Annotated in this window: 19 protein-coding genes and 1 tRNA gene; 11 read left to right on the forward strand and 9 right to left on the reverse strand. The window is 57.6% G+C overall.

The genetic code is table 11. The features are described 5' to 3' along the window. Positions 1-43 precede the first annotated feature (43 nt). The 8 genes from ABIE13_RS18315 to ABIE13_RS18350 form a co-directional block, all read right to left on the reverse strand. Positions 44-334, reverse strand: a complete 291-nt coding sequence (locus ABIE13_RS18315; RefSeq protein ID WP_354446058.1) for a hypothetical protein — start codon at positions 332-334, stop codon at positions 44-46. 431 nt (positions 335-765) lie between these two features. Continuing rightward, the gene (locus ABIE13_RS18320; protein WP_354446060.1) at positions 766-1593 is read right to left on the reverse strand and encodes a hypothetical protein; all 828 of its coding nucleotides are present in this window, start codon (positions 1591-1593) and stop codon (positions 766-768) included. Between the two features lie 1100 nt (positions 1594-2693). After that, positions 2694-3518, reverse strand: coding sequence for a hypothetical protein (locus ABIE13_RS18325; RefSeq protein WP_354446062.1), 825 nt, complete (start codon positions 3516-3518; stop codon positions 2694-2696). A 147-nt stretch (positions 3519-3665) separates the two neighbouring features. Then, positions 3666-3869 carry a hypothetical protein gene (locus ABIE13_RS18330; protein WP_354446064.1) on the reverse strand — a complete coding sequence of 68 codons (204 nt, stop codon included), beginning with the start codon at positions 3867-3869 and terminating at the stop codon, positions 3666-3668. 82 nt (positions 3870-3951) lie between these two features. Next, a complete protein-coding gene (locus tag ABIE13_RS18335; protein WP_354446065.1) occupies positions 3952-5145 on the reverse strand; it encodes a hypothetical protein in 1194 nt (397 codons plus the stop codon). After that, entirely contained in the window at positions 5142-5771 is a 630-nt protein-coding gene (locus ABIE13_RS18340; protein WP_354446067.1) for a sigma-70 family RNA polymerase sigma factor, read from the reverse strand. The genes ABIE13_RS18335 and ABIE13_RS18340 overlap by 4 nt, the downstream gene beginning before the upstream one ends. Positions 5772-6124: 353 nt before the next feature. Further along, complete coding sequence (locus ABIE13_RS18345; RefSeq protein WP_354446069.1) at positions 6125-7147, reverse strand: Bug family tripartite tricarboxylate transporter substrate binding protein; 1023 nt, start codon at positions 7145-7147, stop codon at positions 6125-6127. A gap of 23 nt (positions 7148-7170) precedes the next feature. After that, on the reverse strand, positions 7171-7848 hold the full coding sequence (locus ABIE13_RS18350; RefSeq protein ID WP_354446071.1) for a DUF1028 domain-containing protein: 678 nt from the start codon (positions 7846-7848) through the stop codon (positions 7171-7173). A gap of 136 nt (positions 7849-7984) precedes the next feature. Between ABIE13_RS18350 and ABIE13_RS18355 the strand changes: the two genes are divergently transcribed. From ABIE13_RS18355 to ABIE13_RS18400, 10 genes are all read left to right on the forward strand, one after another. Further along, positions 7985-9004: a LacI family DNA-binding transcriptional regulator gene (locus tag ABIE13_RS18355; protein WP_354446073.1), complete on the forward strand. Its 1020-nt coding sequence runs from the start codon at positions 7985-7987 to the stop codon at positions 9002-9004. Positions 9005-9167: 163 nt separating this feature from the next. Further along, complete coding sequence (locus ABIE13_RS18360; RefSeq protein WP_436278440.1) at positions 9168-10355, forward strand: imelysin family protein; 1188 nt, start codon at positions 9168-9170, stop codon at positions 10353-10355. Between the two features lie 20 nt (positions 10356-10375). After that, positions 10376-11944, forward strand: a complete 1569-nt coding sequence (locus tag ABIE13_RS18365; protein ID WP_354446075.1) for a di-heme oxidoredictase family protein — start codon at positions 10376-10378, stop codon at positions 11942-11944. Further along, entirely contained in the window at positions 11941-13158 is a 1218-nt protein-coding gene (locus ABIE13_RS18370) for an imelysin family protein (RefSeq protein ID WP_354446077.1), read from the forward strand. The genes ABIE13_RS18365 and ABIE13_RS18370 overlap by 4 nt, the downstream gene beginning before the upstream one ends. 55 nt (positions 13159-13213) lie before the next feature. After that, positions 13214-14455, forward strand: a complete 1242-nt coding sequence (locus ABIE13_RS18375) for a DUF1513 domain-containing protein (RefSeq protein ID WP_354446079.1) — start codon at positions 13214-13216, stop codon at positions 14453-14455. Positions 14456-14856: 401 nt separating this feature from the next. Then, on the forward strand, positions 14857-16215 hold the full coding sequence (locus tag ABIE13_RS18380; RefSeq protein ID WP_354446081.1) for an NTP/NDP exchange transporter: 1359 nt from the start codon (positions 14857-14859) through the stop codon (positions 16213-16215). A 16-nt stretch (positions 16216-16231) separates the two neighbouring features. Further along, the gene (locus tag ABIE13_RS18385) at positions 16232-17179 is read left to right on the forward strand and encodes an aldo/keto reductase (protein WP_354446083.1); all 948 of its coding nucleotides are present in this window, start codon (positions 16232-16234) and stop codon (positions 17177-17179) included. 528 nt (positions 17180-17707) lie between these two features. Further along, a complete protein-coding gene (locus tag ABIE13_RS18390; RefSeq protein WP_354446085.1) occupies positions 17708-19231 on the forward strand; it encodes a VWA domain-containing protein in 1524 nt (507 codons plus the stop codon). Positions 19232-19317: 86 nt separating this feature from the next. After that, a tRNA-Met gene (locus ABIE13_RS18395) sits at positions 19318-19394 on the forward strand. Between the two features lie 720 nt (positions 19395-20114). Continuing rightward, a complete protein-coding gene (locus ABIE13_RS18400) occupies positions 20115-20831 on the forward strand; it encodes a S1 family peptidase (RefSeq protein ID WP_354446087.1) in 717 nt (238 codons plus the stop codon). 254 nt (positions 20832-21085) lie between these two features. On the opposite strand, the gene ABIE13_RS18405 is transcribed toward ABIE13_RS18400, so the two are convergent. Then, the gene (locus ABIE13_RS18405) at positions 21086-22843 is read right to left on the reverse strand and encodes a DEAD/DEAH box helicase (RefSeq protein WP_354446435.1); all 1758 of its coding nucleotides are present in this window, start codon (positions 22841-22843) and stop codon (positions 21086-21088) included. Between the two features lie 1018 nt (positions 22844-23861). Here ABIE13_RS18405 and ABIE13_RS18410 point away from each other — a divergent pair. Next, positions 23862-24296, forward strand: coding sequence for a hypothetical protein (locus ABIE13_RS18410; protein WP_354446089.1), 435 nt, complete (start codon positions 23862-23864; stop codon positions 24294-24296). The last annotated feature ends 40 nt before the right edge of the window (positions 24297-24336 follow it).

Consider the following 24336-nt stretch of genomic DNA (forward strand, 5'->3'; position numbering starts at 1 on the left):
AACACGTATAAAAGTCGCCCCCGCCATTTTCATCATTTCTCGATCAATCCAGAAACCTTACTTTCTTATTCAAAATCAAATTACTCGCCAGACTTCCAAAATTGGTTGAAAAATTTTGCATCGCGGAACGCATTATATTTTGAGCCTCATTGCCTGCCTTCAATACTATATTCACCTCTCCTCCCGAGGATACAAGCCTAACACCTAACCCCATCCTCTCGATAACACCATTTTGACTATGAAATCCGCCAGCTTCATTCGCACTACGTTTCATAATATATGCAGTGAAAACGGAGGGATTGGTGACATCGAAAAGCCCAAAGCCAACTAACATATCAATTTCGATATAATACTCATACCATTCTCCTTGTTAATCTTTGTCAGGACTTAGTTCAAGATTCTTCACATAGCAGCGCGGAAATCATCGGTATTTCCTGGGAGCGCCAAGCTCCAGCTTGGCATTCCGGCATTGGCATTGGCATTGGCAAAGAACACGAAAATGCCAAGCTGGAGCTTGGCGCTCCCAGGGAACAGCCCGCTTCGCGAAGTCTGAGAGACTATCTGAGCGCTACGTCCTAGTGAAAAGGGAAATCAGGATCGGGCTAAACAAGTCGTCTCTACGTCGACCGCATAGCTATTTCCTGGTACCGCCGAGCATGAGTTCGGCGGTACCAGAAGAGTCGACATCTGGTCACTCCCTCGCGGAAGAGAGGAGCACCTGAAGTGCCGAGCCTCTGCTCCAGGCGAGTTACCAACTTCATTGGCCTACTCTTTATTCAGAGCTTTTTTCGCTGCGGCTCCATGGTTATTCAGGAAATTCTCAATGGCAGAAGCGAGGATTTTTTGCGACTCCGCTCCAGCTTTTGGTGCCACAACACTGCCGTCTGATGTCAACACTCTTCTTGCTAAAGCGATGTGGTTCCCGTTGGTAGCATTATTCAGCATGTAAACCCCACCAGCCTCATCTGCACTCCGCTTCAGAAAGAAATTCGCTTGCTGTGAGGGATTGGATACATCCACGCAGACTGTATAGCCTACATAGGCTCCGCCGGTTTGGAATTCACATCCGAACGTCCCTGCGCCATCGACCGCGATACCCCCACCATTAACGGATGCTGGCAAGATGGAACCTAAATAACGACCGCGCGCGGTGCCTGCGCCCGTGGAAGTGTGGACGTCACTAAAAACCCAAGAGCCCAGCATACTTTGAGGCTTGGCAACATCAGCTAACTGCACTCGGTATACGGAGCGATTCCCGATGCCTTGAAAAGTCATGACCCCCGTTGAGCTGGTATTGAAATTACCCGAGACCTGCTTTTTCGACAGATCCTTTGTGGAAGTGAGCTCAACTTCAATATGATCGCCATCCAGAGTGCCTGTTCCAAACAGAAAATAGGTATTGTTCGGTACTTCCCCAGCTGCAAAAATTATGAAAGCCTTGTTGTCTTGAACATCAATATTTATAAGATCGCCGCCATAGGCTTTTTCCCCACCTGCGATTAGCCACAATCCAGTCTGGGGTGCAGCTAGCGAATAATTTAAGGTAGATAATCCTAAAAATGCCGAGCACGCGAGAATTGACTTAACTTTCATAAATCTCCTCCATTTGGTAATTACACAAAACTTGTCCTCCGCAGTTGCTCACTCGTCAAGCCTAATCCAGAACGCGTTTTATTAATTTTCCAAAATTAATAGAAAATATACAAAACACCCATCCAAATCTTCACTTTGAAGAGCGATCAGCCTAAATTTATCTTCATGCTGCTCCACAAATAGCCGCATGTCAAGATGTACAACTCGCCGGCTAGCGGCAGAGCGAATTCAAACAGCTTTTCCATGCCTTGGCTTCATCTGATCATTCATATGAATTAAAAAGAAATGCCTCATTTATGTGTCAGACGGGAAATTTGCCCAACCGGGCATCAAGAAATGCACCCGCGTCTGGCTCTCCGCCACAGATTCACCGCAAGGAAATCACAGAGAGGATTCTTTAGTGGCACTCAGCCACTTGAAAATAGTTTCCCGCACATGTGGCTGGTTTGCTAGTGACTAGAAGCTGCGAGCCGTGATGGGTCGCCTGCTGGCGACTGCTCGCAACGTGACGCATGTTTTCCACGACTTCTAGGAGCCGATACTCTCCCGCGTCAACGTTTGGCGCGCCATCGTGCTTACCCCCCGCGTCCGTCTACCAACCTCAACTGACTTAAGCAATCTTCTAAAGTCCCGCTTCGAACCATGTAGCGACGCCGGTCGGGAACTGTCGAGAATGCTGGATCCGGTCAACTATCTTGGGGCCACGTCACAGATGATCGATCGCCTACTACTAGCTCGGAGATCTTGAGACCTTGAGGCCTTGAACGGATCGTCTATTCACAGATGCGGCCAACGGAGAACTAACTTGGGGCAATCTGGTGGTGATCTGAGCGTAAGGCCAACTCGCCGTCGCGACCGCCAAGTAAAGCGTGAACGGCGCGTTTGAAGGTAGAAAGCGCAAAGCGGAATTCTCTCACAGTTAAATGCATCACTGCATTGAAAGAATGCAGATTGCATGGCTTTGACAACGCGTTTCCCACAAGAAAAAATGCCCACCATCGCTGTGCCGATGGTGGGCATTTTGCCGTCTGGAGCTACCGGTGCTTGAGGGCAAACGTGAAATCATCCCGCGCTCGGTCCTCCGCACACTTGATGCTCTATTATTTTTTTATTAACGATTTTTTTGCTTCAGCGCCATGGCTGTAGACAAAATTTTGAATAGCGGCACCAATGACTGCCTGCTGATTATTTCCCGACTTGATGATCAAAGGCGTTTGCCCATCTGAAGTCTCCAATCGATTCGCCAGGGCCAGTTGACTATCTGCGCCATCTTGAACGTAAACCCCACTGGCTTCATTGGCACTGCGCTTAAGACCGAAAATTTTGGGAGCAGATGAATTGGTGACATCCGCACAGACTAGATAACCTTGCAGCTCGCCTTTTACCTGATGTTCGCAGCCGAACTTCAATGTTTCGTCCATCGCGAGCCCACTGCCATTGGCCGTTGCCGGGGCAGTGGAGGTAAAAAATCGAACCTGAGAGCTACCTTTGCCTGTCGAGTAGCTTATATTGCTAAAATTCCAAAGTCCCATCAAGCTTTCTGGACTGGACTCATTCGCCAATTTGACGCGATATACCGACCGAGGTCCCACACCCGGAAAATTCAAGATTCCCGTTGTGCTTGTATTGAAAGTGCCGGTGACCAATTTCTTGGACATATCTTTTGTAGAAGTCAGTTCTACCTCTACGTTATCCCCACTGATACCGCCCGTACCGAACAGGAAATAGGTATTATTTGGGACTTCTCCGGCAGCAAAAATAACAAACAACTTATTGTCTTGCGCGTCGATATTAATAATATCTCCGCCGTAAGCATTTTTCCCATCGGCGATCAACCAGGTCCCGGTCTGAGGAGCTGCCATCGCAAAATTTGCAGCAGACAACCCCATAATCACCGAACATACAAAAGCAGCCTTAGTTTTCATAAATTTCCTCCTTCGGGTTAAACAATATAAATTTTTGCTTTCCAGCAACTTGATTTGGTTGTATCTCAAAGCATTGCTCCGGGTTTGCACCACATTCGCCCTCTTTTTCAGCAATGAAACTCCAGCTTCATGCTGCTGCACAAAGCGCTATGTGTCAACAAGATCAACCCCCGTACCTGAGCGAAAAATACGTTCCTTGAGCATTAGTTCCTGACGCTCATTCACATGAACTAAAAAAGTAGCTCCTCCCTCTGCCGGTTCAGGAGGCATTTTCACAACCGCCCAAAAAACAAGAATATCAACAGTGAAAAAGTCCTGGAAAGCATAGCGACCTCCATCACAACTTTGCATGTGCATTTTTCCTCTTCGCGGCCATTTCATGGTGCCCTGGGAATACAAACACATGCTTCGCACACGATCCGCGAGATGAGATCTACTTCACCGGGGATAAGCCGTTTAGCTCCTCCAGGAACCGCCCCAAGATGGATGGCCTTAGCGCCCCCGAAAACTCCGTCAAGTCCGGAGCTGCTGGCTTGAATCGCCAATGGCTTGAGTAAAGCTCCAGAACCCCCAACACACGGTCGTTGGTGAGCAGCTGCACGCTCGCGGTCATTGCCTCTCCTGTGATCGGAGCTGACGCGGCCTCCCCCTGTGGCAGGGCCGACATCAGTTGAGCCAGACGTGCTGCTTGGGACCTTGGGAGCGCCGCCCCTTCAGGCAATCTCCGCAAGTGGGTCCAGTCTGGGGGCCATTTGGGCGAAGCCAGGACATCTGCCGTTTGAGAAGCCACCGGAGCCCGCGGCGCCATGCGGGGCGCTGCAGCAGGTGCGGGCGCCATCGCGGGTGGCGTTTCCCCTGCGCTTGCGCCAGCTGATGCAGTCCCTCTGGCACGCTCGCTCTCGAAGCGACGCTCAGCCGCTACAGACGAGGCTTCTCTTTGCGCGTTCCGCATCGATTGCGCTGAGCGGGCCCCTTCAGCCGTAGCGGCGCTGTCGTCTGACTGTGCAGGACTGCGCTCAAGTGTTTTGGCAGGGGCTGCCGCATCCGGTGCTGGTGCTGGTGCTGGTGCTGGTGCAGCAGACGGAGGCGACGGGGTCAACACTGGGGTTGGTGGCGCAGGTTTTTTCATTGCCGGTCCAGTGGCGGGCGCCCGAATTTTGGCCTCTGGCGAGGGTGCGGCAGAAGCAGCTTCGCCAATGGCAGGTTTATCCGGCGCAGGTTGGTTCTGCACGCTTTCCTTGGCTTCGGGCTCCGGCGAAGCCACTGCCGGCGCTTCAGCTTGAGGGACTGGCTCGCTATCCAAACGGGCTTCTGGCACCGGTTCACCTTGCCACATAAGGGTGACAAAACCGGCGACCAGCACAGAAGCCAGTGCAGCATTCCAGGGCATGCGGGAACGCTGCTCTCCCTCTCCTCGCCACCAAGACCACCACCCGCCAGACTTGGGCTTTTGCGATGGCACCGGTTTTACGGCCGCTCCCGCTGCATTCAATATAGAAGCACGGATGGCCGCATCGGGATGCATGTGCGCATCTGGCGCATGTTCGAGCGCCTTCGCGAGACGCGCGTCGCGCAATCCTGGGGAGTCGCCAATCGACTTTGATGACCGGGGATCTGTGTCGCTCATGCGGGCGCCTCCAGGACGACCAGGTAGGCCTGCATGCAACCCCGAAGTTTTTGCAACGCATAGCGCAGCCGGCTCTTGGCGGTCTCAAACGGCAGCGTCAGCCGATGCGCCAGGTCTTCCACAGAAGCACCGTCTTCATGGTGCAGCAAGAAGGCTGCTCGCTGGGCCGCTGGCAGCGCGTCCAGGCAATCCAGCAACTGCTGGCCTGCGGCTCGCCAGAACGCCACATCTTCGCTGGAAGGGTGACTCATGTCGACTGCGGCTTGCACCCACTCCATAGGGTCATCAGCGTCGTCTTGAAGCTCCAGCGGCTTCTCGCGGCCACTGACCCTCAAACGGTCCATGGCTGCATGATGAGCTATCGTGAAAGCCCAGGTGCGCCAACCTGCATCCGCGCGCGCCGTGTAGGAATGGCGTGCGCCAATGATGCGCATCCAGGTGTCTTGAAACACCTCTTCGGCCTGCGACACAAGCCCCTGGCCCAGCAAGCGCCGCACAAACCGCAGCAACGCGCTTTCATGGCGCGCATAGAGCGCTTCGAAAGCGTTGGTATCGCCTTGGGCATAGGCAAGCATCAGTTCGTCGTCGGTCAAGGCAACAGTACGCTGGAGGAGCAAAGACATCATTCTCACATTAGGGCGTGTTCACACTAAATTCACCCCCGCGCCGGGGTTTTCCGGGTCGCAGTGCGAGGCGCGTCGTGCCGCCAAGGTGCGATCCTTGGCAAGAGGCGCAACGCGGCAATGCGGCCCGGAAACCCCCGGCCCGAAGGGTGAGGCTCAGGCAAACTGCACTCGGCGTTGCAAATCCTCGCCGGGTGTCCAACCCGGCTGCGGTTTGCGCCTTGATTGCAGCTCGCCTGAACCTCACGCGGGGGTGAATTTAGTGTGAACACGCCCTACCTTGCACGCACTAACCCACACGACGGGGTCAAATCTTTACAAAAGGCTCATTAGTGCTCGCCCCTGCAGGGCCTCAATCACTCAGGCTTGATGCCGCGCGCTGCAACCAATTTTGTCCACTTGGCGATTTCGCTTTCCACCAGGCTGGCATAGGCAGCCGGTTCAGATGCGACCACCACGTAACCCGTTGATTCCAGCTTTTCTTTCACCTGCGGGCTGTTCAATGCCCGGCGTAGACTGCTGCCAATGCGCTCCACAATGGGGGCAGGCACTGCGCGCGGGGCAGATAAGCCTATCCACGCCACAGCGGAAAAGCCCGGATAACCCGACTCCGCCACGGTAGGAACATCGGGATAGAGCGGGTTGCGCTTGAGGCTGGAGACCGCGAGCGCACGGAGCTTGCCGCTGCGCACAAAAGGCAAAGCTGTGTCTTGATTGACGAACATGAAGGGCACCTGCCCGCCAATGACATCCGTCAACGCGGGCGAAGCGCCGCGATAGGGAATTCCCACCATGAAGAGCGGCTTGCAGTTGCTGGGGGCAGACCCGCGGGGGCACTCGCTGGCAACCTGCTTGAGCATCTCCATGGCCAAGTGTCCGGAAGACGCAGGCGTCAAGGCATAGCTGAGCTTTGACGGATGGGCTTTGCCGTCCGCTACCAACTCCTGCAAGGTGCGGGCCGGGTAGGCGGTGTTGGCCACCAGGACAGTGGGCCCCTCCACTGCTTGAGTGATGTGAACAAAATCCTTGACCGAGTCATAGCCGATCCGGTCATTGAAGGCATGGTTGACCGCATTGGTGCCAATGCCCGAAAGCAATAGCGTGTAACCGTCTGCGGGAGCCTTTGCCACAAAAGTCGTGCCTATCGCGCCACCAGCCCCGGCCCGGTTGTCCACAACCACAGGCTGTCCCAGCGCCTTGGTCAATTCCTCAGCCATGATGCGACCGATCAGATCGCTGGCGCCGCCGGCAGGAAACGGCACCACCAGTTTGACAGGGCGAGTGGGCCAATTTTCAGCAGGTTGAGCCCAGCTCGAGAGGGTGGCTGATGCAAGGCCGGCGCATAACATCAAAGCACGAAGAGCAAAACGTCGAGACATGAAGTGATTCCTTGCAACAATAATCAGACGGTGAGCGGAGAGTTGATGAGCGGCTTGAGCGTGTCAGGCAGCAGAACCTGAGTAACGAAGCGCTCAACCACGGGCTCATAGGCGTTCCACAGGCGCCTCAAACTGCGTTCAGGCTCGGGTTCAAAGTCAACGCGCAGATCTACCAGCGGCCACGCCTGGCGGTCCACGATCAGCAGAGCGGCTGCCATGGCCTGCTGGGTCTCGCCACCAGCGGCCACGCCCGCATCCAACCCATCAAGCAGACGTTCTGCAAAAGTCTTGGCGCGGCTGGCCTGATAACCGTCCACCATGGCTTGGCTTACTCCCGCATTGGCCAGGAAGTTGCCAACCGACACGCAATGACGGCCAGAAGCTCCGCTGTGAATGGATTCAATGTCAGGCCCATGGAAAAACGCCGCGCGCCCCTGCTCGTCGAGCGCAGCAAACTGGCGCAGACCAGGTGCGTCGCTCCCAGCGACCAATATATTCACGGTTTCCTGGGCACTGAAGCCCTGACTCAGGAGATCCAGACCCAATGGTCCGCTGCGAATATCGGTGCGGTGCTGGGTCAACACAAGGCCCGTCCCGGCCTTGGCCCAGGGGCAACGGTTACCGACGGCAATGCTGGAGCTGGCCACCGCAATGCCAAACATGCCGGTAGCGTCATCACGAGCGGCGATGGAAAAAGTCATTGGAGTACTTTCTGAAAAATGAAGGAGATTACAAAGCTCGAAAAAATTATAGCGCTAAAATTTAGCGCTAAAAATCATGCCAGCAAGTAGACGGTTAACATCGGCGGCCACCACACCTCGCTCAATTGCAGCGCCCATGGAGAAACCTCGTCGCGGCCGTGGCCGCACCACCACGATGGATGACGTTGCCCGCTTAGCCGGCGTATCGATCATGACCGTCTCCAACGTATTTCAGAAGCCTGGCAAAGTCCATCACCTCACTCGTGAGCGCGTGCGTCAGGCGGCTCTTTCGCTGAATTACGTACCCAACCGGGCCGCCAGCGAACTGGCTTCGGGACGCAGCAACGCTATCGCGGCTATCGTCCCTTTCATCCGCAACTCCAGCTTTTCGCGCACGATCGAGGGGCTTGAAGAGCGCGCCTGGCAGCATGGCTTTGAACTGTTGCTGGCAGTGGCAGACAGTGCAGACAGAGAAACCCGCGCCATCCGCAACCTGATTGGCCGCCGTCCCGATGGAATCGTTCTGACGGGGGCTGAGCACAATGATGAAGCCATCGAGGTCCTGCTTGAGTCAGGAATTCCTGTCGTGGAGACCTGGACGGTGGAGGGTTCTCGCTTTGAGATGACGGTGGGCAACTCACTCTACCAAGCCGCTTTTGACGTCACCGAGCGCTTGCTCGAGCGCGGTTACCGCCGGATTGGCTTTATTGGTCATGATGCGCCGGTCTCGCGCCGATTCAGTGAACGTCAACGCGGTTTTGAAGCCGCCTTGAGCAAGGCCGGCGTCACTGCCGCCGGAATGTGCCACGTCTCCACCGGCTCCGGCTTTTCCGGTGGAAGCGCAGCCCTGGAGTCGTTAACAAGCCAGGCCGATGACTTGCAAGCGGTTTTATGCGTGACCGACGTCGTTGCCGCCGGTGTCATGTTTGAATGTATGCGCCGTGGGTGGGACATTCCCGCGAAACTGGCCGTGGCCGGCTACGGTGATTTTGAAATCGCGTCACAGATTCCTCCGGGGCTCACCACCATCAAAACCCGCGGCTATGAAATCGGTGCCCGTGCGGCCGATCTGCTGGTTGAACATATTCATCACGGCCAGGTTGTGCAGCCCCATGTCGATGTGGGCTACGACATCATCGAGCGCGGAAGCATCTAAGCGCACCCTTGGCGCGTCTTCTTAGGCCAAAAATGATGCCCCTGTGACTTCGGCTCATACTTAAGAACGATTATCATTTACGGCTCACCGTCAAGGGCTCAGGGCGCGTTCGCACTCACCTGGCCCAACAGCGATTAGCGAATCCATTGATAGAGGAAAAAGTATGACGCTTCGTGTGGCCCGCCGTGCAGTGCTGGGAGGAATGTTGGGAGCGGGGCTAAGCGCCATGCCTGGTTGGATGTCGGTGGCCCAGGCGCAAACTGCCAGCGTGAGCGCCAAGACCGTAGCCACTGGGTACGCCGAACTGGTTTATGCCAACTACAGCGACACCTTGGCCGCAGCACGCGATATGCAGCAGGCGATTGCAGCTTTCTTGGCGACCCCCTCACAAGCCGCTCTGGACGCCGCCCGCAAGAGCTGGCTGGCTGCACGTGAGTTCTATGGTCAGACAGAGGCTTTCCGCTTCTATGGCGGCCCCATCGACGACGACAATGGCCCCGAGGGTCAGATCAATGCCTGGCCCATGGACGAATCCTATGTGGATTACGTGGAAGGCAAGCCCAACACCGGCCTTATCAACAACCCCAAATTCAAAATTACCAAGGCCAACCTGGCCAAGCAGAACGAGCGTGGCGGAGAAGAGAACATCGCCACTGGCTGGCATGCCATTGAGTTTTTGCTGTGGGGCCAGGATTTGTCTGAGACCGGCCCGGGCAACCGTCCTTTTGAGGACTATGTGGACGGCAAACGGCCCCACGCCGATCGCCGCCGCACCTACCTGAAGGTCGTCACCGAACTGCTCATTGATGACCTCAACCAAGTCACCCAAGCCTGGGCGCCGGGCAAGAAGAACTACCGGTCACGCTTTGAGGCCGGCGGCACTGAATCTGTTCGCAAGATCATCGTGGGCTTGGGCTCTCTGTCTCGCGGTGAATTGGCCGGCGAGCGTATGGAGGTCGCGCTGAACTCCCAGGATCAGGAAGACGAGCACTCCTGCTTCTCTGACAACACGCATCGCGATATGGTGACCAATGCCACGGGCATCCAGAACGTGTGGTTGGGTCAGTACACCCGCAGAGACGGCAAAGCTTTGAAAGTCGCTTCACTCGCCGAACTGGTAGGAGCGAAGAACGCCGAGTTAGCCAGCACCACAAGCGCGCAGATCGCACGGACCGTGAAAGCAACCGAAGGTATTCAGGCGCCGTTTGACCGCGAGATCATTGGCGGGGCCGATGCGCCAGGCCGCAAGCGCATCCAGGCTGCGGTAGATAGCGCTACGGAGCAATCCAAACTGCTGGTGCAATCGGCCAATGCTATTGGTATCACGAAGTTAACGCTGGTCCAGCCTTAGTCCTGGGATTGAACTGACTTATGACGGGATTGAAGAACGCGGACTCTGAAAAGACTTCGCGCAACAGGGCCTGGACCAGTCGGCAAGGCTGGAGCGTGGCTGCGGTCAGTGCCAGCCTGTGCGCGGTAGTGGCAACCGCCCTGCTGCTTCCCTTTGGCGCAGATGCAGAGCAGACCACCCAATCCGATGCCGCGCGCGCGGCATCGGACCCCAGCGAACTTGTCGGCGGGAAAACCACCGTGTTCGCTACCGGTAAAAACGCGTTTTCATTTCCGTTTGCCAATCTGAGCGATCAAGAACGCACGCGCTTTGTCATAGGCAATTCATTCTTCAAGCGCAATTGGGTTGAGGCACCCGCGTCCACCCGAGTGCGCGATGGACTGGGCCCGCATTTCATAGCGCGCAGCTGCGCGGGTTGCCATGTGCTGGACGGCCGCGGTGAGCCGCCAGATTATTCGCGCACCCTGGGCCCCGAACCCGACGCTACGGTGGCCCTGCTCATGCGCTTGTCGGTACCCGGCAAAGCGGACCCGCGCGTGGGCGTGGTGCCCGAGCCCACTTATGGAGATCAGTTCGGCAATGCAGCGGTGCAAGGTGTGAAGCCTGAGGGCATTGTGCGCATTCACCAGGAGCCCCTGCGCGGACGTTTTGCGGATGGCACCTCCTACGAACTGATCAAACCCATCTACAAGTTGACCGACCTCGCCTACGGCCCCATGGCGAAAGATGTGATGATCAGCCCGCGCATTGCCCCGCAAGTAATAGGTGTGGGCTTGATTGAAGCCATTCCCGAAGCCGACATTCTGGCCAATGTGCGCGCACAAGCTGCACTGCCTGGCCCCATCAAAGGCCAGGTGAATCGCGTATGGGACGCCTTCGGCCAGCGCGAGACCATTGGCCGCTTTGGCTGGAAAGCCAATGCACCCAGCGTGGCACACCAGACAGCACATGCTTTCCTCGGTGACATTGGCATCACATCCAGCGTGGCGCCGAATGAAGCCTGCACGTCTGCTCAAGCTGATTGCCTGGCCGCGCCTCACGGTGGCGGCTCTGCCAAGGGACTGACCGCAAAACAAGCCAGCGCCAAGTCTCCGGAGATCGACGGCAAAACGCTGCATGACGTGATCTTCTATCAGTCCACGATAGCGCCGCCCGCTCGCCGCAACGTGAACGACCCTGTTGTCAAGCAAGGGCAGAAGCTGTTTGCCAACGCGCAGTGTGTGGTGTGCCACAAGCCCAGCTATGTCACCCGCGAAGGACCGTTTCCGCACCTGACGGCCAAATCCATCTCTGGTGAGCGCATCTGGCCGTACACCGACCTGCTGCTGCACGACATGGGCAAGGATCTGGCCGACGGTCGGCCCGACTTTGAAGCCAGTGGCCAGCAGTGGCGCACCCCTCCGCTTTGGGGCATTGGCCTGTTGAAAGACGTCAACGGCCACCAACGCCTGTTGCACGACGGAAGGGCGCGTGGCGTCCTGGAAGCCATTCTGTGGCACGGCGGCGAGGCCGAAGACGCCAAGCAAAGCGTGCTCAAAATGTCAGCCAAAGAGCGCCAGGCGCTCGTCAAATTTGTGGAATCGCTATGACGCGCCTTGCCTCCGTTTTTGATGCCCCTTCACGCATGAGCACGCCACTGAGTGCACGCCCTGGCATACGCGTGGGCCGCCCGTTATTGGCGGCGCTGTGCCTGGCCGCCTGCGCTGTGGCGCAAGCCCAGCCTGTGGCACCCCAGGAAACGCCCATGCCGTACTACAGCGCGGCGCAGGTCTTGCGCGGACTCTACAACCAGCATCTGCCTGTGCAGGCGGCCCGGTTTCTGCAAGCCAGTCAGGCACAAGAGCAAGCAGTGGCAAGCTGGTGCTCGAGTGCGGGTGGCTCTTCTCGCCCCAATGCCGCAGCTGTTCGCACGAGCTGGCGCGAAGCACTGAACGCCTGGCTCCAGTTGTCAACGCCCAGCGTGGGGCCATTGGTGGTGCGGCGGTCTCTGCGGCAAATCGATTTCACCCCCATACGGCCGCAGCTGATTGAGCGCGCAATTGCCAAAGCCCCTGCATCCCCTGCAGACATGGAATTGGTGGGTACGCCCGCCAAGGGCTTCGGCGCCCTGGACTGGCTGCTCACCAAAGGGCTGAAGCCTTCGTCTGCGGAATGCGCCTACGCCGGGCAGGTAGCGCAGGCCATCACCCGAGAAGCGCAGGGCATCGCCAACGACCTGAAGGCCATGCAAAACACCCCCTGGAATGCTCCCTCGCAAGCCGAAGAAGTCGATCCCGATTCGGCGCAAGCGACCAAGGCGGCTGAAGAGACGGGTGCAGCCATGGCCGAATGGGTCAACCAGTGGTTAGGTGGCCTGGAGCGTCTGCGCTGGGCGCAGATGGAAAAACCAGTCAAAGCCGTAGAAGGCTCCAGCAAGCCAGCGGCCTATGCCCGCCAAGCGCTTGCAGACAACGTCACCGACTGGCAGACCCAATGGCAAGCCTTGCAACATCAAGCCCTGCTCAAGCCCGAGCAAAGACAGACACCGCCGGATTCAGACAAGGAAGTGCTCCCCATTGAGGCCCTGTTGCTAGGCAAAGGCCAAATCAAACTGGCCCAGCGCTGGCGCGAAGTTTCAGGCGCAGCAGATACAGCCTTGCGGGCCTTGCGTGCTGGCTCAGCGCCTTCGGCCCGAGACACACGCATGAATGCAGCCGTGCTCAACGCAGCGGCCAAGCTCAAGGCCATTACCGCGCTCTATCAATCTGAAGTGGCGCCAGCACTCGATATTCCGCTGGGTTTCAGCGATGCAGATGGTGACTAAAGATGTTGTCATGTCGTATCGATGCACGGACCCATTCAGCAAGCGGGAGTTCTAATTGAGAACACGCCTGCCAACTGATGCCATCGGGCCGCAAGACCAAAGCCCCTTCGGAGCGCAGCGTCGTACCCTGCTCCGGTGGTTGGCACTAGGCAGCGGCGCATCAGGCCTTTTGGGTTTGGCTGAACCGGCATGGGCAGACGTCCGGCAGCGGGCCACCAAAACAGGCTCTGCTCGCCTGGCCGCCGTGTGGCAGGATAAAACGGGTGAGGTTGTTCAGGACTGGGCGGGCGTTTTGCAAGTCGACGCTGGCGCGAATGGCTATACGTGGCGCATAGGCAAAAGCCTGAAGCTGCCCACGCGCGGCCACGGCGTTCAGCGCCTGGCAGATGGGCAGCTCGTATTTTCTGCCCGGCGCCCCGGCGATTGGCTGGTGCGCTGGAACCCCAGCAAGGCAGAGGCGCACTGGGCCTGGATGGAGGAAGATCGCTGCTTTAACGGCCACGTGGTGGTAGGTAGCCAGTCCACCGCGCAGAAGGTGTCAAGTACGGCTGCCGTGCTGCTAACCACCGAGACAGACCTTGAAAACAGCCAGGGCTGCATCGGGCTCCGCCACGCCATAACCCTGAAAAAACTGGCCGAATGGCCCACCCATGGCATGGACCCGCACGAACTCCTGGTGCTGCCATCGGCCATGGGCAATTTACCTGCCGGCACACTCATCGTAGCCAACGGCGGCATTCCCACGCAAAGCGAGACTGGCCGCAGCAAGAAGTGGATTGATCGCATGGACCCTTCGCTGGTGGCGCTTCATCCTGAAGACGGTCGCCTGTTGGGGCAATGGCGCCTGCCTGATCCACGCCTTTCCACTCGCCACCTGGCCTGGGATGCTCAGCGTCAGTTGCTGGGGATCGCCCTGCAAGCCGAGCATGACGACGATCAACGCACGCGTGCGCCTATCTTTGCCATCTGGGATGGCACCGCACTGAGCCTGGCTCAGGGGCAACCCAGCCTGGCAGGCTACGGCGGCAGCGTGGAATGCGCCCCGGGGGCCGATGGGGGGTTTGTGGTGAGCTGCCCTAAATCCGATTGCACCGCCTGGTTCAGCGCAGACGGCCGCTTCTTGCGCACCGTAGCGCAGACTGACGTATGCCCCCTGGCGCTGGACGGTTCACTGCTGTGGAGTGGTGGTGGGCATGAAGTAGGCCGTCATGTGCCCACAGACAAGGTGTGGCATGCCGCTGACGCTTCCGGTGCCGTTCAAGCACTCCAGTTCGACAACCACTGGCGCCTCTACTAAACGCCTGGGCAGAATGGCGCCATGAACACCGTTCGAGCAAAACGCCACCCGCTCAATAGGGCGTAAGCAGTTCCCCCCTGGGAGCGCCAAGCTCCAGCTTGGCAATGCAGCGTTTGCAGAGACCCCGAAGATGCTGAGCAGGAGCTCGGCGGCCCCAGCATGACCGAGGCCCCCCTGACCGCCAGTGCGCGATCAAAACTCCAGACATAACTCCTTGATTCGACTAAGGAAAATCGCTGAAATCTGAGACGCTTCGCGTATTATGGATAACGCAGCCCGCCAGGACGCACAGGCCGACTCTTGATCGCCACTCTTGTGCAGGGCACTGAACGTACCCCGTCACCACACCGCGCTGCCCTATCAGGCAACCCAGCCTGGCCGCACGGTTTCTCAGAGGTCGTATGTCTAAAGAGAGCAAGCTTCCATCTCGGGTGTCCGGACTATTCAACGTCCGGCGTGAAGAAGTCTTACCGGTGCTCCTCTCCGGCGCCTTCTTCTTCTGCGTCTTGACCGCCCTCATGCTGCTGCGCCCCGCGCGCGACGCCCTGGGCATGCAGCGCGGTATTGAAGCTGTGCGCTGGTTATTCGTGGGCACGGCGGTCGTCACCTTGCTGGCCAACCCGGTTTTCGGCTGGCTGGTCAGCCGCTTCCGGCGTGTGCAGTTCATTGCGTGCACCTATATCTTCTTTGCACTCAGCCTGGTGGGATTTTTCCTTCTGCTGGTGGCCGCCCCCAGTGCGGTCGGCACCACCAGCGGAGAAATTTTCTATGTCTGGTTCAGCGTCTTCAATTTGTTTGCCACCATGCTGTTCTGGGCACTGATGGCGGACCGCTTTGCGCTGGAACAGAGCAAGCGCTTTTTTGCATTGATCGCAGTCGGTGGCACGCTGGGCGCCATATTCGGCCCTTGGCTGGCGTCGGTGCTTGCACGCCCACTGGGCACGCCCGCGTTGCTGCTGGTGTCAGCCGGTTTCCTGATTCTGGCAATGATCCTGGCCTGGGCCGTTGCGCGTAGCCAGGGGCATCCGTCAGCCACTGAACCCAGCATGAACCAGGAAGATCTTTCTGTGATCGGCGGCAGCGCGTGGGAAGGGCTCAAAGCGGTATTGCAGTCGCCCTATCTCCTGGGCATTGCCGGCTATGTCATCTTGATGAGCATCGTGGCCACCTTCCTGTATTTCACGCGCCTTCAAATGGTGGCAGCGCTGGGCCAGGACGTAGACATGCGCACAGCCATGTTTGCGCGCATCGACATGCTCACCCAGATCGCCACGCTGGTTCTGCAAGCCGTGTTCGCAGGCAAACTGATGAAGCGCTTTGGCGTACACATCACCCTCACGCTGCTGCCTTTGACGGTCGCCCTCGGTTTCATAGGCCTTGCCATGGTCGGCACCCTGGCCATGCTGATCAGCTTCGATGCCGCATTCAAGGCCATACAGCGGGCCATCACCCGCCCTGCCCGTGAAACGCTCTACACGGTGACCAGCCGCGAAGACAAATACAAGTCCAAGGCCTTCATCGATACCTTTGGCTATCGCAGTGGCGATGTGGCGGGTGCGCAGGTAGAAGGTGCGCTGGGACGGCTGGGCATGGGCCTGGCTGCACTTACCAGCGTCGCCGTGCCCCTGGCTCTGGTCTGGGCCGCCCTGGGTTACTGGCTGGGCCGCAAACAGCAAGACATTGCCCGTCAAACGGCCCCTGTCGACGCAGCTGATGCATCTCCGCGAGACAGGAGCCCTATTTCCGCCGCCACCCTATGAACACAAGGAGCCCCTCATGATTTCACGACGCGACTACCTGCAACTTGCGGCCCTGGCAGGCGTCTCCCTGGCTGCAGCCCCCAAGGCCTTGCTCGCCGCTGAAGGCGGCCAACGCGCATTAATCACCCGGACCATTCCAGGCACTTCAGAACGCCTGCCCGTGATCGGGCTGGGAAGCTCCGCCTCTTTCTCTCGCATTGCAGGGGCCGGAGAGACCGCCGTCATTCAAAAACTGTTGGAACACCTGGCAAAAATCCCGAACTCGGTGTTTGACACCGCACCCAGTTACGGCGCCTCAGAAGAAGTGGCTGCCGGCGTGGCGCGTACGAGCGGGGTCAATCAAAAGCTGTTCTGGGCCACCAAAGTGAACGTGGCCGGGTTCGGAGGCAGCCACGCCGACCCCAAGGCAGCACGCGCGCAGCTAGACCGCTCCATCGAACGGCTGGGAAAAACCCCGGTCGACCTGATCCAGGTGCACAACATGGGTGACGTGCCCACCCAGTTGGGCTTGCTCAAGGAATATCAAAAGGCCGGGCGCGTGCGCTACGTCGGGGTGACCACCACTTTCCCGCAACACTATGAACAGCTTGAGCGGGTCATGCGTGAGCATGAACTCAACTTCATCGGAGTGGACTACGCCATCGACAACCGAGTCATGGAAGAACGGATTTTCCCCCTGGCCCAGCAGCGAAACATCGGTGTGTTGGCCTACCAGCCCTTCGGGCGCGATCGCCTCTGGCAAAAAGTAAAAGGACACACGGTCCCAGAATGGGCGGCCGAATACGACATTGCCACCTGGGGCCAGTTTTTCCTGAAATTCGCAATTTCCCACCCCGCAGTGACCGTGGCCACCCCCGCCACCAGCAATGAGCGCAACCTGATCGACAACCTGGGCGCTGCCACCGGACGCCTTCCTGACGAAAAAGGCCGCCAGCGCATGATCGCGCACGTCGAATCGCTTTAACCAAACCATGATCCGATCGATTCGCCAGAATCGGATCGGACAGCACGCACCCGCAACCGTTCAGACGTCACTCCCCCAACCGTTCGCTCTGAGCGAATATTCACCGCCCGGAGAGGCAAAAGTCGTGCGGATCAAACTAGGGGGAGTGTTGCGTCCTGATGATGTCACTCCCCCCAACTGTTCGCGCTGTGGTTCTAAGGTTTCTGTCAAACGGTGAGTGACGTTGAAACAGAAAAAACCGTTCGGCCTGAGCTTGTCGAAGGCTTGCGCAATGCTTCGACAAGCTCAGCCCGAACGGTTTCAGGAGGCGGCCAAATTTCTTAAGCCATTGATTCTTTTGGCACGAAACGAGCTGTTTGCTGCGAACTTGTCGAAGTCGTCTCAGCCCGTCGAATCAGCTTCACTCGACGCCTCAAACCTCAGCGACGCTCACCCCCAAACCCCCCAAGAGATTATTTTTCAAAATTCTTAACCCCATCTGCTGCGCTCGCCCGTGTCAGTCTTCATCACAACCCGATGGAGCACACCATGTCACGCCCTCTTGCCCGCCGCAGCCTTGCCACGCTGGCTTGCACTCACCTGTTGCTGGTAGCCTTCACCGCACAGGCCATGAGCCCTGTCCCTCCGCCGACGGTGTGGCCTGAACCCCGCCCACAACCCCTGCCGCAACCGTCTAGGCCACAGCAGCCCACAGGCAACCACGCCCTGCCCCCTATGCTCACCGCGCCGGACTTCCAGGCACCCAGCGCGCAAAACTGCCGCCGCCCTATCCAAACCCGAGAAATCCCTGGCCGCGAGCCTGGCTGGCGCCAAGAATCCGAAGCCAGCGCCCGCAGCGACCGCTCACGCGGCTACGCCACGCGGGAAAGGCTGGAATCGGCCCCTCCTCCTGCCGCCCCAATCACCACGGCGCGGCCACCCAGCATGGAGTCCAAACGCAGCGCTGTTGTCGAAGACAGCGCCAGTCCAGCAGCCGGATCCGTCGCCGAGGCACCCGCTCCCCAGATGCTTCCACGTCGCCCCGCCCCTGTGACCGCCGGCATGGTGGACGACAACGCCGATTTCACGGCCTACATGGACTTCCGTGGCCGCACCCAGGTCGAACACCGCGCGCGGGACATCAGTGAACGTTACCAACTGCTGGTCAAGGACCGCGCGGGCCGGCCCGTAGCCGATGCAGAAGTCGCCGTGCGCTCATCACAGGGCGCAGCGATGTGGGCACGTACTGACACCGCAGGCCGCGTCTGGGTTCACCCCAACGCTTTCGATTCTTCCCGCAGCTCGGTGTATGAAGTCTCCGTGCGCCAAGGCGGCCAGGAAGCCAGAGGGTTTTTGCGCCGAGGCCAAAAAAGCGCAGTCGACATCACCCTGAGCTCTACGCCTTTGCCCGCACGCGCCCAGTTGGATCTGGTGTTCCTGATAGACGCCACAGGCTCCATGGGAGACGAAATCGGCAAACTCAAAACCAGCCTGGCCGGCATCGCCAACGAAGTCGCCCACCTGCCCAGCCAGCCGGACCTGTGCTTTGGCATGGTGGCCTACCGAGACAAAGGAGACGCCTTTCTGCTGCGCAGCCACGATTTCACCAACGATCTGAATGCATTCCAGCGTGTGCTGAACAACTTGCGCGCCGACGGAGGCGGTGACACCCCGGAAGCCATGAACGAAGCCTTGCATGAGACCGTGCACAACCTCAGCTGGCGCGGCGACGGCACCACGCGTCTGGTGGTTCTGCTGGCAGACGCCCCACCCCACCTGGACTACGGCGGCCCACAATACGACAACGACATGCTGGCCGCACTGGGCAAAGGCATCAAGGTGTTCAGCGTAGGCGCCAGCGGCCTGGATCGCCAGGGCGAATACATCCAGCGCCAGATTGCCCAGTACACAGGGGGCCGCTTCGTCTTCTTGACCTATGCCGACGCCAGCCGCCCCGGAAGCGGCTCAGGCAGGGAGACTTCACACGACGTGAGCGGCTATTCGGTGGACACGCTCGACCGGCTGATCGTGAAGCTGGTACGCGATGAATTAGCCCGGCTGCCCAGCTCTTGAAGCTAAGCGCCGCAGGAAAGTCGAGCGACTACTTTATTGAACGAAGTTTTGGGGCTTGCAAAAAATAAGGTTATACTTGCGGGCTTGGCGCTTTAGCTCAGTCGGTTAGAGCGATGGAATCATAATCCACAGGTCCGCGGTTCGAATCCGTGAAGCGCCACCAATACAAATAACGACTTAGCCCAGCCTAACCCGCTGGGCTTTGTTGTTTCTGGGGTGCGTGTGACTACTTTGTAGCCATCGTACAGCGTTTTGACCGCCAGCAATTGCCTATCCTCGATCGCAATTTCTGCAAGACAACGCCATGTTCACTGCGTTGGATTTGTGCACCTTAGTGCGTTACACGGGCAACTTCAGCGCTTTCACAAAGTACGCCTCAACAAGTTTCTGCGGTTAAGAGCAGCGTCGCCATGCTGACTTACAGCCGCTTTCGGCGGGTTGCGGTCGCTCGACCAATCAAGGTCTAGGTCCGCTTCCCGCTGTGTTTCGGAGGAAACGATCTCCAAGCCTATGGCTCGCTGTCGGGCACTGTGTGTTGTGCCGGGTCGAATGTAGACTTTGTCATACTGGCAGCATTCGCTGAATATCGGGAAGCCCGTAGTCTGACCTGCCTTCGTCCGGGTGGAGCACGATCTACCCGGCGGCGAATCCGCTATCGGTGCCGCCCGGGTTGAGGCAGACGCTTGCCGCTGTCGGTGATACTAGCCAAATGCCATCGCTCGACGTAACTCAAGACTTTAGCAAGGTCCTTCAAACTGAAATTGTTGAGGATCCGGGGCCTCAGGTGCCCATTGGGACCTCGCTGATTTTCGAAGCGGGATTGATCACGACTAACCAATGGGAAAGGGCGACATGGCTACGCAATTGGCACGTCTTCAGTGGAATGTTGCTTGCAATTCACTTCGCAGGTGCAGACGGTCACACCGTTGACGGGTCTGCGGTAGTCGTTGGCCCAGGAATTGCGCTGTGCGCGAAGCACGTGGTGGAACCACACCTCGAAGGTTTGCTTTCGGGTCAGATCGCATGTCTTGCCACCGGTGCCAGCGAGGAGGGCCTGCAGGCTTGGAGAATATCGAAGGTCAATGAAGTCCCCAACACGGACCTCTACATCATTGGGCTTACGCTCGCGAGCAACGTCCCGAAATCGGGGACTTTCCACCAAGCAGTTGTTTCGGCGCGCATCCCAGAGGTCGGTGAGAGTCTGACGCTTTGCGGCTTTCGGCTAGATCATACGGAGGCAGAAATCGCGGGCCAGTCAATGGTGCTGCACTTTGCTGGAAATTTGCTGTGCTGCCGAGGCGAAGTGTCGCAAGTGTTCCCACAAGGGCGTGATCGTGCGATGCTACCTTGGCCTTCCGTCGAAGTCCGTTGCCCGGCTTGGGGCGGGATGAGCGGCGGTCCGGTCTTCAATACAAGTGGCCAACTTGTCGGACTGGTCTGCTCATCGTTCAGCGATGAAGAGGATTCTGGTCCTGCGTATGTGTCCTTGCTAGGTCCTGCGCTTACTCAAGGTTTCTCCGGTGGTTGGCCAATAGAAATGTCCGATGGATCTAGCAATCTGACCGATCTTTCGACCCGCGGTGTGGTCACCTTGGTCTAGTTCACAGGCCACCCAAAAGCGCATTCGACTCGTCAGAAATGGAACCAATAGCGGCTGCGGGCGGTGTCCGCATGGAATGTACGGCGCCTTCCCAAGGTGAATGACTGGACTCAGCGGCGCACCGGTCGCAATCCAGCGCACCGGCCACTGTCAGCTTCCGCTGAGGTGCGGCTGTTGAACAGCACGAATGAGCAGAGGGAACAAGTCGATCGTTCCTGCCGAAGTCGGCAATATGAGCTTTCACTTAATTCTGGCTAAGCGATCAGAGCCTTCGCAAAAGCTCCATCACCTGCCACAGTAAGCACCAGCTTTTGTGTGGCTCGAGTCGCTGCTACATAAAACAGCTTGGCTTCATCCGCCGTTTCTTCCCCCTCTCGGGGCATCTGCCCCACACCCGCAACGGCTACCACTGGAAACTCCAGCCCCTTGCTCGCATGCATGGTCATCACCTTGATGGTGTCGGCGAGTGGATCGAAGTCGCCTGAACGATGTCGTACGCGGTGAGGCAACTTGCGGTGCGTCAGAGCACGGGCGCATTGATCCATGGATTCGTGATCTCGGCAGAGTACGGCCATGTCACCCCAGGCATAGCCCTCTTCATGAGCGGTAGCCAGCAGTTCCGCAATCTTGGCAGGTTCGTCCTTTGGAAACGGCAGGTTAACGATCAACGGTTCCTGTCCCTCCCGACCACAACTGATGGGTTGTACCAGCGGTATGCCGTCATCGTCTTGGGCGCCAGGCTTCAGAAACTCGGCGGCGACGCGGTTGGCTGTTTGCAGGATCTGTTTCGTGTTGCGGTAATTGATCTTGAGAATGGTCGTGCGGCCCGCCGCTTGAATGCCCACGCTCTTGAAACTGAAACCACGCGCGTTGCTCTTGCCGTAGATGTTCTGGGCGCTGTCGTACAGGATCAACAAGCTGTTGGTCTCGGGGTCAACCATCTGAGTGACAAGCTTGAGCCACTCGGATCGAAAATCATGGCCTTCATCAACCATGACTGCTTGGTATTGCCCAGACGGAATCAGCCTTCGATCTACGCCCCGAATCACGTAGTCGACCATTTGATCGAACATGCCCTTGCCTTGGGGTGGAATGGGTTGCCCATAGGCCACTAGTTGCTGGCGGCACCATTTATGAAAGTTGCGAATATGTACCCGGTCTGCGAACCCCTTGGCCGTGAAAAAAGCGTTAAGTTTCACCGCCAAAGGCTCGTTGTAGCAAAGCACGAGAATGGGCTTGGCCGAAGGTGACTTGGCCAGGTACTCAGCGCGGTAGCCCAGGATCATGGTCTTGCCGGATCCCGCGACCCCATGAATGATTCGGTGGCCTTCCCCAAGGCTGCGGGCCAATTGTTCCTGCTGCAAGTCCATGACCCGCATCATGTCCGGCAGATCATCAGCCTCCTCGACCAGCAGGCTGCCTTGCACTGGAACCCGCACTTGCGGAAACATGATCCAGCGAACTCTTTCCAGTTGCGGCACGGAGATGGCCTTGCCGAATGCGTGAGGAAACATGTTCCACAGGCGCTGCTGGAAGCTCTCGGGCTCCACCGATTCCAGCATCTCATCTTTGCAGATGACGAGATGGGCGTCGATAGTCTGGTCCAGAGCCGACTGCTCGAATTGCTTGCGCGTGATGTTGGTGAAAACGACACCGCTGCCCCAAGGGAAGGCCAGCGCTCCCCGGTGAGGCCCATCGGCCTGCACGAGTTGGGGATCACGCTCCAAGGCGTTAACAACCTGGATCGCGCAGTGGCGGGCTTGCGCAGCTGGGTTGATGACGACCTTAGGCCGACCAGCAACATTGAGGGTCCATGCCTGCTTAGTGGCTTCCACAAGCGTATCAAGGCGCCAGTCCTTGGTCTCGAGGATCAGGATGCCGCGGCGTGGATGGATGACAACGAAATCGGGGTGGGTTTGCTTAGGGCCGACCGGCACGTCATACCAAAGCAAGTAGTCGTCATCGAGCTTCTGCTCCAATCGCTCTGCGAGGCGTCGCTCGCCGGACGTCATCCGCCCGACGCAGGCACCCATTGCGGGAATCAGTACCGCCACTTTGGTTTTCCTCCGTTGGCTCGAGGATACGGCAATTACCAATGGCTTCAAAGCCACAAATAAGGGAACGCCTGTTTTGCTGATGGGCGGCGCTGGCTGTGGATCAGCCGCAGATGCTGCTAGTCGATTTGCTTCATGGCCGCGATTAACCTGCTGAAGGCTGGTTGCGGCCACTTGACTTCGGGTCAATGACTGCTGCTCATCTGATGCGCCAGCTTGACCGATGAGATCAAATATATTCAGGTAGGAAAGTCGAAGGGCACCACTATTAAATTCCTATGCGCGTGGGGGTCGATTGCGTCTGTGAATCGGTCGCAATGCAGACGCTGTAGCTCAGCGGTCTGGCTTTAATGGCCTGCTTCCTTTTAATAGGTCTCGTGTTACTGCCTGTCGCCGTCGCGTGGAGCGTGCTCAGGAATATCATGGTGTTTCTGGACGCACTCGCTAGGAAATGACCTATCCGAGATAGCAGACTGCAATGGATGTCTGCTATTGCCCCTGAACCGACGGTGGGCCTTGGTCTTCAAAACGGTCATTGATTAAAAACCCGGGCAGGCCACGGCATCTAGGCACAGAGGCTCACCCAACTCGCCTGGTGTGCCGGCATGGGTGCGCGCAGCTCAGAGATGAAGACCCGAAAGCACCCTGAATCGGGAAATAATTTGTGTTTATCGGCAGGATTTTCTTGAGCAATCCTCTGTATCGCCACCAACAGCCATTCGGTGCGTTGGTTCAGTCCAAAAAGGTTTAACTGCTGCGTATGTACTTCGCCCATGACTCTGGCTTGCCCACGCGGCAGTTAAACTCTATTCATTAGCTTTTATATTTTATGATCCAAATAAGTGCATCTTTCTCAAGCAGTAATCTCAGCCTAGATTCATGGTCGGGAATGTACGTTGGATGTCAATGGGCTGCGGAACATGAGCTACCGCCAGAACAATGGCAGTTCGAGATCCATCACGGGCCTCTTTGCCAAATGTTAATTCTTTCGTCCCATCACCTCGTCGAATTGATGCTCTTCAAATGTTTGCGGCATTTGCTTGACGCCTCGCCTGGAAAGTTTCCTAAGTACGAAAAGGATTTTTCGAAAAAAGCAATTTTCAGTGACGCATTCACAAAATGGCCGCTCGAAATTACTGGTCAAGGATTCCATCTACAAACCGAACCGTTTAAATCTGCAAGTGCCTTGCACCTACGTCGAAACGCTACTATTCATAAAGAGTCGGCGTTGGCTTCGCTTGCGATGGCACGCTCAGCATTATTCTCAGCAACTCAAGCGTCACGAAGCATTTGCGAGCAACTTCTAGGCCCATCCACTTTTGAATATGAAGAGGTTCTTGCGAAATATCCAGTGCGATCTACACAATGGTTCTCAAAAATAAAATTTCTTGAGCGATTTTCGCCCAGCTAATTTCAGCGAGCCATGCAGGAAGAAGTTCGCGGGAGGCGGG

The sequence above is a fragment of the Ottowia thiooxydans genome (assembly GCF_040548795.1).
Taxonomy (GTDB): domain Bacteria; phylum Pseudomonadota; class Gammaproteobacteria; order Burkholderiales; family Burkholderiaceae_C; genus Ottowia; species Ottowia thiooxydans_A.

Excerpts from the sequence above, each read along its gene's own strand:
- ABIE13_RS18330 (WP_354446064.1), bottom strand. The coding sequence starts at position 3,869 with ATGCAAAGTTGTGATGGAGGTCGCTATGCTTTCCAGGACTTTTTCACT.
- ABIE13_RS18365 (WP_354446075.1), top strand. The coding sequence starts at position 10,376 with ATGACGGGATTGAAGAACGCGGACTCTGAAAAGACTTCGCGCAACAGG.
- ABIE13_RS18410 (WP_354446089.1), top strand. The coding sequence starts at position 23,862 with ATGTTAATTCTTTCGTCCCATCACCTCGTCGAATTGATGCTCTTCAAA.
- ABIE13_RS18325 (WP_354446062.1), bottom strand. The coding sequence starts at position 3,518 with ATGAAAACTAAGGCTGCTTTTGTATGTTCGGTGATTATGGGGTTGTCT.
- ABIE13_RS18320 (WP_354446060.1), bottom strand. The coding sequence starts at position 1,593 with ATGAAAGTTAAGTCAATTCTCGCGTGCTCGGCATTTTTAGGATTATCT.
- ABIE13_RS18335 (WP_354446065.1), bottom strand. The coding sequence starts at position 5,145 with ATGAGCGACACAGATCCCCGGTCATCAAAGTCGATTGGCGACTCCCCA.
- ABIE13_RS18405 (WP_354446435.1), bottom strand. The coding sequence starts at position 22,843 with ATGACGTCCGGCGAGCGACGCCTCGCAGAGCGATTGGAGCAGAAGCTC.
- ABIE13_RS18350 (WP_354446071.1), bottom strand. The coding sequence starts at position 7,848 with ATGACTTTTTCCATCGCCGCTCGTGATGACGCTACCGGCATGTTTGGC.
- ABIE13_RS18380 (WP_354446081.1), top strand. The coding sequence starts at position 14,857 with ATGTCTAAAGAGAGCAAGCTTCCATCTCGGGTGTCCGGACTATTCAAC.
- ABIE13_RS18390 (WP_354446085.1), top strand. The coding sequence starts at position 17,708 with ATGTCACGCCCTCTTGCCCGCCGCAGCCTTGCCACGCTGGCTTGCACT.
- ABIE13_RS18370 (WP_354446077.1), top strand. The coding sequence starts at position 11,941 with ATGACGCGCCTTGCCTCCGTTTTTGATGCCCCTTCACGCATGAGCACG.
- ABIE13_RS18315 (WP_354446058.1), bottom strand. The coding sequence starts at position 334 with ATGTTAGTTGGCTTTGGGCTTTTCGATGTCACCAATCCCTCCGTTTTC.
- ABIE13_RS18385 (WP_354446083.1), top strand. The coding sequence starts at position 16,232 with ATGATTTCACGACGCGACTACCTGCAACTTGCGGCCCTGGCAGGCGTC.
- ABIE13_RS18340 (WP_354446067.1), bottom strand. The coding sequence starts at position 5,771 with ATGATGTCTTTGCTCCTCCAGCGTACTGTTGCCTTGACCGACGACGAA.
- ABIE13_RS18400 (WP_354446087.1), top strand. The coding sequence starts at position 20,115 with ATGTTGCTTGCAATTCACTTCGCAGGTGCAGACGGTCACACCGTTGAC.
- ABIE13_RS18355 (WP_354446073.1), top strand. The coding sequence starts at position 7,985 with ATGGAGAAACCTCGTCGCGGCCGTGGCCGCACCACCACGATGGATGAC.
- ABIE13_RS18345 (WP_354446069.1), bottom strand. The coding sequence starts at position 7,147 with ATGTCTCGACGTTTTGCTCTTCGTGCTTTGATGTTATGCGCCGGCCTT.
- ABIE13_RS18360 (WP_436278440.1), top strand. The coding sequence starts at position 9,168 with ATGACGCTTCGTGTGGCCCGCCGTGCAGTGCTGGGAGGAATGTTGGGA.